Annotated in this window: 12 protein-coding genes; 6 read left to right on the forward strand and 6 right to left on the reverse strand. The window is 64.1% G+C overall.

Annotation, left to right across the window (positions count from 1 at the left end; translation table 11 throughout):
• Nucleotides 1-93 precede the first annotated feature (93 nt).
• Nucleotides 94-717 carry a ribosome biogenesis GTP-binding protein YihA/YsxC gene (yihA, locus tag N4264_RS00685; RefSeq protein ID WP_261695164.1) on the reverse strand — a complete coding sequence of 208 codons (624 nt, stop codon included), beginning with the start codon at nt 715-717 and terminating at the stop codon, nt 94-96.
• Between the two features lie 141 nt (nt 718-858).
• Here yihA and N4264_RS00690 point away from each other — a divergent pair, with 141 nt between their 5' ends.
• From N4264_RS00690 to N4264_RS00705, 4 genes are all read left to right on the forward strand, one after another.
• Nucleotides 859-1,539: a c-type cytochrome gene (locus tag N4264_RS00690; RefSeq protein WP_261695165.1), complete on the forward strand. Its 681-nt coding sequence runs from the start codon at nt 859-861 to the stop codon at nt 1,537-1,539.
• 173 nt (nt 1,540-1,712) lie between these two features.
• Nucleotides 1,713-2,381: a thiol:disulfide interchange protein DsbA/DsbL gene (locus tag N4264_RS00695; RefSeq protein ID WP_261695166.1), complete on the forward strand. Its 669-nt coding sequence runs from the start codon at nt 1,713-1,715 to the stop codon at nt 2,379-2,381.
• 24 nt (nt 2,382-2,405) lie between these two features.
• On the forward strand, nt 2,406-3,065 hold the full coding sequence (locus N4264_RS00700) for a thiol:disulfide interchange protein DsbA/DsbL (protein ID WP_261695167.1): 660 nt from the start codon (nt 2,406-2,408) through the stop codon (nt 3,063-3,065).
• Nucleotides 3,066-3,160: 95 nt separating this feature from the next.
• A complete protein-coding gene (locus N4264_RS00705; RefSeq protein WP_261695168.1) occupies nt 3,161-3,961 on the forward strand; it encodes an endonuclease/exonuclease/phosphatase family protein in 801 nt (266 codons plus the stop codon).
• A gap of 122 nt (nt 3,962-4,083) precedes the next feature.
• Here the strand turns inward: N4264_RS00705 and N4264_RS00710 are convergent, their stop codons facing one another.
• A complete protein-coding gene (locus N4264_RS00710) occupies nt 4,084-4,680 on the reverse strand; it encodes a hypothetical protein (protein ID WP_261695169.1) in 597 nt (198 codons plus the stop codon).
• Nucleotides 4,681-5,119: 439 nt separating this feature from the next.
• Between N4264_RS00710 and N4264_RS00715 the strand changes: the two genes are divergently transcribed.
• The gene (locus tag N4264_RS00715) at nt 5,120-8,503 is read left to right on the forward strand and encodes a S8 family serine peptidase (protein WP_282563027.1); all 3,384 of its coding nucleotides are present in this window, start codon (nt 5,120-5,122) and stop codon (nt 8,501-8,503) included.
• A 92-nt stretch (nt 8,504-8,595) separates the two neighbouring features.
• Here N4264_RS00715 and N4264_RS00720 read toward each other — a convergent pair whose 3' ends face one another.
• On the reverse strand, nt 8,596-8,961 hold the full coding sequence (locus tag N4264_RS00720; RefSeq protein ID WP_261695170.1) for a pilus assembly protein PilP: 366 nt from the start codon (nt 8,959-8,961) through the stop codon (nt 8,596-8,598).
• 183 nt (nt 8,962-9,144) lie between these two features.
• On the opposite strand from N4264_RS00720, the gene N4264_RS00725 reads away from it, so the two are divergent.
• Nucleotides 9,145-9,729 carry a helix-turn-helix domain-containing protein gene (locus tag N4264_RS00725; protein ID WP_261695171.1) on the forward strand — a complete coding sequence of 195 codons (585 nt, stop codon included), beginning with the start codon at nt 9,145-9,147 and terminating at the stop codon, nt 9,727-9,729.
• Here N4264_RS00725 and tnpC read toward each other — a convergent pair.
• The 3 genes from tnpC to tnpA are packed head-to-tail and all read right to left on the reverse strand — an operon-like array spanning nt 9,705 to nt 11,935.
• The gene (gene tnpC, locus N4264_RS00730; protein WP_261695172.1) at nt 9,705-11,282 is read right to left on the reverse strand and encodes an IS66 family transposase; all 1,578 of its coding nucleotides are present in this window, start codon (nt 11,280-11,282) and stop codon (nt 9,705-9,707) included. The genes N4264_RS00725 and tnpC overlap by 25 nt on opposite strands.
• Nucleotides 11,283-11,297: 15 nt before the next feature.
• Nucleotides 11,298-11,636: an IS66 family insertion sequence element accessory protein TnpB gene (tnpB, locus tag N4264_RS00735; RefSeq protein ID WP_261695173.1), complete on the reverse strand. Its 339-nt coding sequence runs from the start codon at nt 11,634-11,636 to the stop codon at nt 11,298-11,300.
• A complete protein-coding gene (gene tnpA / locus N4264_RS00740; protein ID WP_261695174.1) occupies nt 11,630-11,935 on the reverse strand; it encodes an IS66 family insertion sequence element accessory protein TnpA in 306 nt (101 codons plus the stop codon). The genes tnpB and tnpA overlap by 7 nt, the downstream gene beginning before the upstream one ends.
• Between the last annotated feature and the right edge of the window lie 9 nt (nt 11,936-11,944).

Genomic DNA, 11,944 nt, shown 5'->3' on the forward strand with positions numbered 1-11,944 from the left:
ACAAGGGCTCTGGCCCGAGAACCCAAGTCGATCTTGTCGCGACTATTTTTTTGTCCGTCTTCCGGACGATCTCTTTTGGTCCCGCGCCTCGCACTACGAGGCGTCCGGCTCCGCCGGTTCCGCATTCAGCCACTGCGCCAGCGTGGCCCGCGCCTCGTCCACGCCAATCTTGTGCAGCGACGAGAACAGTTGCGCAGTGGCGTCAGGACACAGCAATCCCATTTCCTTGCGCGTCTGCTGCAGCGTGCGCGCCGCTTCGCCGCGCGAGAGTTTGTCGACCTTGGTCATGAGCACGTGGCACGGCAGGCCGATGTCGCGGCAGAACGTCAGCATCATCCGGTCGAAATCCTTGAGCGGATGGCGGCTGTCCATGATCAGCACCACGCCGCGCAGGGACTGGCGGTCGCTCAGGTATTGGTCGATCACCTTGCGCCAGTGGTCGCGCAGCGCCTCGGGCACCTTGGCGTAGCCGTAGCCGGGAAGGTCGATGAGCCGGCGGTCGGCATCGAGGGTGAAGACCACCAGCTGCTGGGTGCGGCCCGGCGTCTTGGAGGTGCGCGCCAGCCCCGTCTGGTCGCACAGCGTGTTGAGCGCGCTGGACTTGCCGGCGTTGGAGCGGCCGGCAAAGGCGATCTCCGCGCCGCGGTCGGCCGGAAGCTGGCGGAGTTCATGCGCCGCCAGCTGGAACTGGGCGCGGCGAAACAGGTTTTCGGACATCGGGATGCTCGTTGCGGGGCGGTCGCGGCGGGCGCGTTTGACCGTCAGGGGGCGCTGGTACAATCCGGCGATTTTCCGCCCCCGCGGCGTCGCCGCGGTCGGGGCCGGCCGGATTACCAGCAGATTTTGGAGTCGAGTGTAATGAGTTTTCGGCGCGTAGTTGCTCTGGCGGGCTTGCTCGCCGCGTTTTCGGTCCACGCAGAGACGGCCGGCCACGCCCTGGTGGGCGATGCCAAGGCCGGCGAGACCAAGGCCGCCGCGTGCGGCGCCTGCCATGGCCCGGACGGCAATTCGTCCGACAAGCAGTACCCCAAGATCGCCGGCCAGCAGGCCGACTACATCGCCCGCCAGCTCGCGCTGTTCAAATCGAACAAGCGCGTCAATCCGGTGATGGCCGGTTTTGCCGCCCCGTTGTCCGAACAGGACATGGCCGACCTCGGCGCCTACTTCGCCAGCAAGCGTGCAGTGCCGGGCAACGGCGACCAGGCCCTCAAGGCGCGCGGTGAGCAGCTGTGGCGCACCGGTGACACCGCCCTGGGCGTGCCGGCCTGCATGGCCTGCCACGGCCCGGCCGGCCGCGGCAATTCGGGTGCGGGCTACGCCCAGCTGAGCGGCCAGTGGACCGACTACGTCGTCGCCAAGCTCAAGGAATGGAAGAGCGGCACCACCTGGGGCACCGATGATCGTGCCCTGATCATGCCGGACATCGCCAAGCGCCTGTCGGAACAGGACATCAACGCCGTGGCGTCCTATGCCGAGGGCCTGCATACGGTCGAGCACGCCGACGCGGCCCCCGCCGGCCACGCCGACGCCAAGCATTGACGTTTCGCACGCTGAACGCCGCGCCAACACCGCGGCGTTCAGCGCGAACCAGTACCGGTTTGGCGTGTCTGTGTCCTGCGCCGATACCGGCGCCGGGTTTCCCGGCTTAACCTCCGGACCCGGCAAAGTCATCACGCCGTGCCGCCCTGGCGGCCTCTTCGCAGGAGTTCCGGATGTTCCAGCGTTTCGCCCTTGCCGTTGCCGGCCTCGTTCTCGCCCCGGTAGCCCTCGCCCAGGATGGTCCGTGGAAAGAGGGTGAGCATTACAGCGTCATCGAGCCGGCCCTGCCGGTCAGCGGTGACAAGATCGAAGTGACGGAAGTCTTCTCCTACGGCTGCCCGGCCTGCCTGCGGTTCGCCCCGCACATGAAGACCCTCAAGAGCCACCTGCCCCCCAACGTGACGGTGCGCTACGTGCCGGCCTCGTGGAACACCGCCGAGCAGTGGCCGCTGTTCCAGCGCGCCTATTTCACCGCCGAAGCCCTGGGCGTTGCCGAAAAGGCCCACGACCCGATGTTCGATGCCGTGTGGAAGAACGGCCCGCTCGCCCTGCTGACGCCGGACCGCAAGCCCAAGAGCCCGCCACCGACGATGGAAGACGTCGCCAAGTACTACGAACAGTACGGCGTCAAGGCGGCCGATTTCCTGGCAACCTCCAGCTCGTTCTCGATCAATACGAAAATGAAGCAGGCCGACGCCTACATCAAGCAGGCCCAGATCGGCGGCACGCCCACCATCATCGTCAACGGCAAGTACCGCGTTGAACCCCGCTCGGCCGGCAGCGACGAGAAAGTCGAAGCCGTGGTGTTGTACCTGGTGCAGAAAGAAAGCGCCGGCCGCTAAGGATTTCGTCCTGGAGACCCTCGTATGTTGAAGCGTGTTTTCGTGCTGTTGATGGGCCTTGTGACCGTGACCGCCTGCGGCGCCGCGGAAGAAAAAGCCGCCGCCAAGACCGACTGGAAGGCCGAGACCCACTACTTCGTGATCGATCCGCCGGTGGCGACGACCTCGGGCGCCAAGGTCGAGGTGGTCGAAGTGTTCTCCTACGCCTGCCCGCACTGCGCGCACTTCCAGCAGCAGGCCGACGAGATCAAGGCCAAGCTGCCCAAGGATGCGCAGTTCAGCTACATCCCGGCGATCTTCAATCCCAGCTGGGTGCCGTACGCCCGCGCGTACTACGCCGCCGAATCGCTGGGCATCCTCGACAAGACCCACCAGGCCCTGTTCGATGCGCTCCACCGTGACCGCAAGCCGATGGCCTCGATGGAAGACATCGCCCAGTTCTACGGCCAGCTCGGCGCCGATCCGAAGGCCGTGCTCGCCACTGCCGACTCCTTCGTCGTCGAAGGCCGCATCACCAAGGACCAGGAACGCGTCCGCCAGTACAAGATCGACGGCACGCCCTCGATCGTGGTCAACGGCAAGTACCGCGTGACCGCCGCTGCGGCCGGCGGCTACGCCGAGATGGTCGAGCTGGTGCTGTGGCTGGTCGACAAGGAACTGGCCGCCAGGAAGGGCGGCAAGTAAGCCCGTCCAACCGCGGCGCCCATCGGGCGCCGCGGTTGACCAGATGTTACGACCCGCGCTTGCGGGTCGGCGCGCCACCGGACTAGGCTCCGCGCATGGCCCTCTCGACCGAAGCGGCACCCGCAAGCAAGGACAACGGCCGGTTGCGGCTTCTGAGTTGCAACATCGTCGCGGGCGCGAGCGTGGGCCGTTACCGGGACTACGTCACCCGCAGCTGGCTGCCTCACCCCGGCAAACGCGCCAATCTCGAGGCGCTGGCCCGCTCCCTGAGCGAATTCGACGTGGTCGGCCTGCAGGAGGCCGATGCCGGCACCCTGCGCTCGGGCTTCCTCAACCAGACCCAGTACATCGCCGAGGCGGCGGGCTTCCCCTACTGGAGCCACCAGCCCAACCGGCGCGTCTCGCGCCTGGCCCAGTCGGCCAACGGGCTGATCAGCCGCATCGAACCCAACGAAGTGATCGACCATCCCCTGCCCGGCCGCATCCCGGGCCGCGGTGCGCTGCTGGCGCGCTTCGGCGAGGGCCGCGACGCGCTGTGCGTGGTCATCTCGCACCTGTCGCTCGGCCCCGAGGCGCGCATGCGCCAGCTCGGCTTCATCGCCGAACTGCTGCAGGACGTTCCCTATGCCGTACTGATGGGTGATCTCAACTGCGCCGCCGACAGTGTCGAGCTGCGCGAGCTCTACCGGCGCACACGGCTGACCCCGCCCATAGCACCCCCACCGACCTTCCCCAGCTGGCGTCCGCGCCGCGCGATCGACCACATCCTCGTGACCGAGGAACTGGAAGTCGACAGCGTGTGGACCCTGCCCCAGGCCTTCTCCGACCATTTGCCGGTCGCGGCCAGCGTGCGTCTGCCCAGCGGGTTGCAGCAGGGATTGCGGCGCGCCGCCTGACTGTCAGATCTGACAGGTTTTTTAGCGGAAATCGTCCTGCATCGCCGCGCGGCAGCGCCGGCCGGACGCGCCCCAGGGTGCGCCGGATCGCTCCGGCGCTTCCCCCGGGTCTTACGGATCACTCACCGACTGGTCATTTCCTGAACCAGATCGCGATTGCTGATACGCAGGCGGACCAGCGCATCGGCGCGCTGCTTGAGCGCATCGCGCAGTGCTACGTCAAGCAGAGCATACGGATCAACCGCCTTGGCCCGCGCCTCTTCCAATGCCTTGCGCTGGTCGGCGCGCTGCTTGGCCGAAAGTCCGGTCTGGTGCAGCTGCTCCATCTGCGCATTGAGCTGGTCGATGTACTCGCCCAGGACGAGGATGTCACCGAAGCGGCGCTTGATATCGCGATAGTGACGCAATTCCACATTGAGCGCTTTTGCCGCATTGCGCTCATATTGCCTTGTCAGCACCGGCTGCAAAGCGGAACTTTCCGACACATCATCACGGGCTTCGCGCGCAGCCATCAATCGCTGCTGGGCAAGGCGCAAAGCGTCGATTTCCAGCTGCAATCCGCGCTGGTAGAGGTCAAGGTCGGTGACGGCTAGGGCCGCTTCCGTGGCGGCGGAGGAGGCCGGCGTCTTGTCCGAGGACGTCGGGGCCTGCGCTGTGGCCAGCAGCGGGAAGGAGCACGCAAAGGCCAGGAGAGACAACTGCAGCTTATTCGGTCGCATAACGACCTCCGCACTGTCGGGGGAAAACCTGCACGTTCAAATTAGCACAAACGGCAACCTGTGAAGCTGAAAAGTTTTGTAGCCCACCGCACCCGCGACGCATTTCGGCGCGCCCGGAAAAGCGCCGGTGGCGCTGCATCGCGACCCCATGACGGAAGTCATGGCCGGTCGGAAGCCGCTTACGCATCGCATCCCTTCGCGCACGGATATGGGATTCTGTCATGACGGATTCAACCGCAAGCGCAAGGGTTCTGCCCTAGATTGGTGCGGCGCCGCATTGACTTCCGAGCATTTCCACCGTACCAAAGCAGGTCGCGCTGACTCGCCAGCGCGACTCTCACCACTTGGCATCTGCTCGGGGGTTTTCATGTTGCGTAGTCCGAAATATTCGGTGCTCACAGCGTCCGTTGTACTGGCGCTTGGAGCAGTAACACCGTCCGTGAATGCAGGAATTGGGCCCAGTCCACAGGTCGCCACCGTCGCGCCCTTGGCAGAGGATTCGTTGATCGATGCCGAAGGTATGGCGAGCGTCATCATCGTGCTTAACGGTGATCCCGCTGTCTTCGACTATGCGCAGGCGCTGCAGCGCGCCGGTGGTGGCGTCCTCGCACAGAGCGCGGCCGGTGCCGCATCCCGCGCCGCAGCCGCACGCATCAAATCACAGCAGAGCGAATTCTCGACCCGGCTCTTGGCCAGTGGCGTACGCGCCACCGAGCTGTTCCGCGTCGGTCGCGTGCTGAACGGCATCGCCGTTCGCATGCCCGTGTCGGAAATGGACACCGTGCGAAAAATGGCCGGCGTGAAGCGCGTGGAGTTCCTTCCGCGTCACACCCTGACTCACCAGACCAGCGTGCCGTTCCTCGGATCGCCGGTGCTATGGGAAGGCACCCCGGTAAACGTGGCCGGCGTGAAGGGCGAAGGCATTCGCATCGGCATCATCGATACGGGCCTTGACTACCAGCACCCGGATTTCGGCGGAACGGGCCTTCTGGCCGATTACCAGGCTAACGACCGCACCATCATCACCGACCAGATCGGCGGCAATCCGATCTTCCCGACCGCCAAAGTCATCGGCGGTATCGACCTCGTCGGCGACGCCTACACCGGCAGCAACACCCCGGCACCCGATCCGGATCCGATGGACTGCAACGGCCACGGTACCCACGTGGCGGGCAGTGCCGCCGGCTTCGGCGTCACCATGGCCAACGCCGCCTACGGCGGCCCGTGGGATACCACAGCTGATTTCGCCGGCATGAAGATCGGCCCGGGCGTCGCGCCGCGCGCCAGCCTCTACGGCATCCGTGTCTTCGGTTGCGGCGGCAGTACCAACGTCACCGTCGAGGCCATCGACCATGCCACCGACCCGAACAATGACGATGACCTGTCCGATCGGCTGGACGTCATCAACATGTCGCTCGGTTCCAACTTCGGCCTGCCCTGGGACGCCAGCGCCGAGGCTTCGGACAACGCGACACTGTCCGGCATGATCGTGGTCACGTCCGCGGGCAACGCAGCGGACACCTACTTCATCAGCGGTAGCCCCGGCTCAGGCCGCAAGGTCATCGCCACTGCCAACTCGGTGGACCCGGGCGTGGCTGGCCCTCTGTTTGTCAACGCCCCCGCAGGGATTGCCGGTTACAAGATCGTGGGCAGCGCGTCGTTCGGCACCGCCCCTCCGCCCAGCGGCCTCACGGCAGACGTCGTTGCCGTGGATGACGCGTCCACCGCGACCGAACCACCCGGCGGTACCGGCACGCTCACCGACGGCTGCCAGACGCCGTTTACGAACGCCGCGGCTGTAGCCGGCAAGATCGCCTTCATTGATCGCGGCAGCTGCCCGTTCAAGCGCAAGGCGTACAACGCGCAGTTGAATGGCGCGGTCGGCGTGATCATCGGCAACGTCGCGACCAGCAACGCGCCGAATACGCCGCCCGGCATGGCGGATGATGCGACGATTCCCGCCGTCACCATCCCGGCAGTCTCGGTCGCGCTCGCGGACGCCAACGCCTTCCGCACCGCCATCGCTGGCGGCACCGTCAATGCGACGCTCAACCAGGGCACCGACACGATCAGCGCTTCGACCTCGCGCGGACCGGGCGGCATCGCCGGTGCGCACTACCAGAAGCCGGACCTCGCGGCCCCGGGCACCAGCATCACCTCGGCACAGACCGGCGTGACCTGCACCGCCGCCGCGCAGGGCTGCCAGACGCCGAACGCAACGGGTTACATCGCCCTTGGTGCACCGTTGGTGCTCAGCGGTACCTCGATGGCCTCGCCGCATGCAGCCGGCCTCGCTGCGCTGGTGCGCCAGCAGAACCCGACAGCCAGCACCGACCAGATCAAGGCCATCCTCACCAGCTCGTCCTCGCACGATCTCTCGGTGGCACCGGCCGGTGCCGTGGCCACGTACTCGGCCAACCGCGTGGGCGTGGGCCGCATCGATGTACCCGATGCGGGCACCAACATCATCACGGCCGTCGATGACCTGGATCCATCCAATGCCGCTGTCACGTTCAATGTCGACGTAAAGGGCACCACGACGGTCAGCCGCAACGTGCGTCTGCAGAACCGCACCGCGTTCATCCAGAACGTGACCCTGGCGCTGGACACCAATACCGACTCGCCGGGCGTGGCGTTCGCCCTGACGGGCTCGACCACGGTCGCGATTCCGGCCGGGGGCAGCGTGCTGGTGCCTGTGCAGATGAGCGCGGATGCCGCCCAGATGGATCGCTACCTGGATCCCTCTATGGCGTCGACGCAGTCCCAGGGCGCCCCGGCTTCGCTGGCCAACCTCGGACCGCTGCCGCGTCACTTCCTGTCGGAAGAGTCGGCCAACCTGATCGTCAGCAAGACCGGCAACGAAGTGGCCCGCGTCGCGATCAACATGGCCCACCGTCCGCACTCGGACATGGCCGCGCCGGACACCAATCCGCCGGGCTCGCCGACTGCGGGTGTCGTTGCACTGCCGCTGACTGGCCAGGATGTCTGCACCGGTACGCCAGGCGCCACCTGTACGGGCAACTTCGGCACGACGGATCACGTCTCGCTGGTGTCGCCGTTCGAACTACAGGTGACCAACGCGCAGGACAACAACCTCGAGGGCTACCAGAACGTCAAGTACGTGGGCGTCAATTACGACGCCACCAACAGCGCCTACCTGTTCGGTATCGCAACGTACGGACCCTGGGGCACGCCGACGCACTCGTCCTTCAGCATCTGCGTCGACAACAACGAAGACGGCAACTTTGACCGCGTCATCTTCAACACCAACCTCGGCAACCTGGCCCGCCTGTTTGGCCAGAACGTCAGCGGCCAGGACGTCTTCATGAACGCCGTGCTCACGCCGCCGAGCAGCGTCTCGTTCGCCGGCCCCACAGGCTTCGTGAACATGCAGAGCGCTGCGCAGATCGATTCGGCCGTACTCGACAACAACGTCCTCGTGCTGGGCGCCACCGCCTCGCAACTGGGTCTGACCGCCGGCGACACCAACTTCCGATATGCAGTGGCCGTCTGTCCAGGCTTTGCGTCGAACTGCGTAACCCTCGCGACGCCAAACCAGTGCACGGGCTCGGTAGCCTCGGTGCCGGGTGTCTACACCTACAACTCGGCCACCCCGGGCATTACCACCAGCGGCGGCGCTGGTGGCCTGCCGATCCTGCTGCAGGATCTCAACGGCAGCACGCTCAACGTCACCTACAACGAAGCCAACATGCAGGCCAATGGTTCCACCGGACTGCTGCTGCTCCATCACCACAACAGCCCGAGCAATTCGGCGCAGGTGGTGATCATGGACAGCATCTTTGCGGATGGGTTTGACGACTGAGAAGTTGAATCAACCTGGTAACGAACGAAGGGCGCGGCAAAACCGCGCCCTTCGTCTTAGGATTTCAGCGAAAGAAAAGTCCACCCCGCAGATCAAGGGCAGCCAGCCGGGCGATACTCATCCGAAAAACGCAACTCATTTTCTTTTTCGTACCACACGCCATCGCTATTTTTATATAGTTCCACGAAATGAATTGCGCATTTTTCTATCTTATTTACCTTGCCCTGATTCCGACCAATAAATTCACCTGGTGACAAATGGTGAACAAATCCGTTTGGATCCAATACGTTTGCATAGCAATCGTTGACTCGCCTGCAATGAACTGACACAACGGCGAGGTCCACGATATCAAACTGCTCCAATGCACCCACCCATCGGCTCGCTCTTGCATCGAAGATTATCGCAATAGCGAAAGCGCCCAGTGCTGCACTGAACAATCTATTCCTGGCTAAGCTCATGCGCTTTCCTCGCACGACAGTAGTACGGTTCTGATCAACTATCTTTTACCGGCGTGTGACCACTGCGCACTACTCGTACACGCCATCACATCGACAGGCGAGTGGGAGGCGTGCCCTGCCCATAAATGTCTCCTAGTCCACTGAAACATTGAAATTGGTAGCACGTTTGTCGCATAGTGTCGCATGCCTCGACTGACATTGACGAAAGATCAACGCGACGAACTCGACGCAGTTATGCGCAAGCGAAAGAGCAGTGCTGCGCTGGTTCGACGAGCGCGCTGCGTATTGCTTTGGGCGGACGGCGAGCGACGAGTCGACATCCGCGACAAGTTGGCTTGCAATGACGGCTTTGTATCGCGCTGGATAGCGATGTATGAGTCGGACGGGATTGCGGGGTTGGTGTCATTTCACCCTGGCCGAACACCTCGACAACCGGTGGCCGAGCTTGATGCGCGAGTGTTGGATCGCACGCTCAAGCATCTGCCGCGCGATGGGTCCACGCATTGGACGAGTCGCAAACTTGCCGCGGAGTTGAAGGATATTTCGTTCTCTACGGTGCAGCGCATCTGGCGCAAACACGGTGTGCGCCCTCATCGTCTGGATGTTCATATGGTATCGAACGATCCGGACTTTGAAGCCAAAGCGGCAGACGTGATCGGCTTGTATCTGAATCCACCGGCACACGCCGCCGTCGTAAGCGTTCGGCAAGACCACCTTCCGCCGCAATGCCGTACCGCAGAAGATCACACCACCGGCTGCCACCGATGAGGCAGTAGCTCGGCGATACGGCTGTTGGGATGGGTTGGCAGGCGGGTCAGCACATCCTTGAGGTAAGCGAACGGTTCGTGGCCGTTCTGCTTGGCGGTGGCGATGAGGCTCATGATGGCGGCGGCGCGTTCGCCGGCCATCTTGGATCCAGCGAACATCCAGTTCTTGCGACCGAGCGCTATGGGCCTGATCGAGCGCTCAACGGGGTTATTGTCGATCGGAAGTGTTCCGTCATCGACGTAGCGGATTAGCGCGGGCCAGCGTTTGCGGGTGTGCGCGAGCTCTTTGGCCAGGCCGCTGTTGGGCAAGGCAATGGCGGAGACCTCGCTGATCCATTGCTGGAAGGCATCGAGGATGGGGCGTGCATGCTGCTGTCGAAGCGCTTGTCGCTCGGGTGGATCCAACCCCTTGGCCTGCGCTTCGATGCGGTAAAGCTCGGCGATGTAGCGCAGCGCGGGCTCGGCATGCGCGCTGGACTTCGCGGCATGCAACTCAAAGAACCGTCGACGGATATGCGCCCAGCAACCGACTTCGGTCACGGTATCGCCGAAGAGCGCCTTGTACCCGCTGTAGTCGTCCACGACGAGGTGACCGCGGAACGGGCCAAGGAAGCGCCGGGCGTTCTCGCCACTGCGGCTCGTGCAGAAGTCGAAGATGGTGATCGGCGGACCGTGGGCCGAGGTGTAGGCAAACAAGTACGCACGAGCCGTCTTGCCAGCGCCTGGATCCAGCATGGCGAGCGGCGTTTCGTCTGCGTGGATCACACCCCGACCCAGCAGATCCGCTTTCATTGCCGCCACCAGTGGCATCAGCGCCACGCCGACGGCGCCCGACGTATCCGTCATGGTGGAGCGTGCCAGCTCGATGCCACTGCGTGCGTAGATCTGCTGCTGCCGGTAGAACGGCACATGGTCGGCATACTTGCCGACCAGCAAGTGCGCGATGAACGCCGGCGCGAACCGTCCGCGTTCAATGATGTTCGGCACACTGGGCGTGGCGGTCACGGTGTCGCACGCACGGCAGGCGTACTTCGGATAAACGTGCCGGCGAACGAAGAACTTCGCGGGTTCGCAGTCGAGTTGCTCGCTCACATCTTCGCCCATCGGCGTCAGCGTGCCGCCACAGGCCGCGCAGGCGCACGAAGCCGGTTCATGGCGGACTTCGACGCGGGGCAGATGCTCCGGTAATGGCAAACGCTTGGGCTGGCGAGGCGCCGACGATGGTGACGGCGAAGCCTTGAGTGTCTCCAGCTCCGCCTTGATCGCCGCGACATCTTCGTTAAACGCCTCTTCAAACAACAGACGCTGCGCCGGATCCAGTTGTTCGGAACGGCGGCCGAACAGTCGGCGATTCATCTCCGCCAGTTGCGACTCCAGCGTCTTGATGCGCGCTTCGCGATACGCACCAACCGTGGCCATCTCGATGATCTGAGCATCGCGCTGCGACAGCAGAGCATCTCGTGCGGCAATCTGAGTGTCGCGTTCTGCCAATGCCGCCAACGCCGCGCGCAATTGCGCTTGCAGATCGTCCGTGGCCGGCGTGTCGATGCTCATCCGGTGATTGTAAAGTTATACCAGCGCGCCGACCAGCGGTCTGGCGCTTAATCGATGCCAATCAACGCCCGTGCATAACCACGCGAACGATTGCGCATCGATCTCGCAAACGCGATCGGTACTGCGCGGCCAGACGAATCGCCCCTCTCTGAGTCGTCGCACGCACATCCACACGCCGCTGCCATCAGCGCACACGACCTTGATGCGCGTGCCACTGCGATTGCGAAAGACGTAGGCCCCGCCGGCGGCACCGTCGTGGCCAAACTGAATCGCGATCGTTGCCAGCAAGCGATCCATGCCACACCGAAGATCGACCGGCTCGATCGCGATCCACCAGGCCGTCGGGCTCAGCATGCCACGATCTCGCGCATCAGCGTGGCTAACCAATGCGTATCCGTCCCAACCGGCACCGAAATGCGCCACGCATCATGCTGCACCTGAATCGTCGCAGGCGAAACTTCGCCGACAACCCGGACTGGCACCAGCGCGCGACCAGGTACTTCGGTGCGATCACGCTTGAGCCGGTGGCTCCACTGTGCCAACGTCAGTGCGTTGACGCCGTGCTTCTGACTGTACTGCTTCTGCGTCAGGCCGCTTGATCTCCAGCCGTCAACGTGGCGCTGCCAGAACTGTTTCGTCTTTGCCGATTGCATACTCGTCGC

This window comes from Tahibacter amnicola, from assembly GCF_025398735.1.
In the GTDB taxonomy this organism is placed as follows: domain Bacteria; phylum Pseudomonadota; class Gammaproteobacteria; order Xanthomonadales; family Rhodanobacteraceae; genus Tahibacter; species Tahibacter amnicola.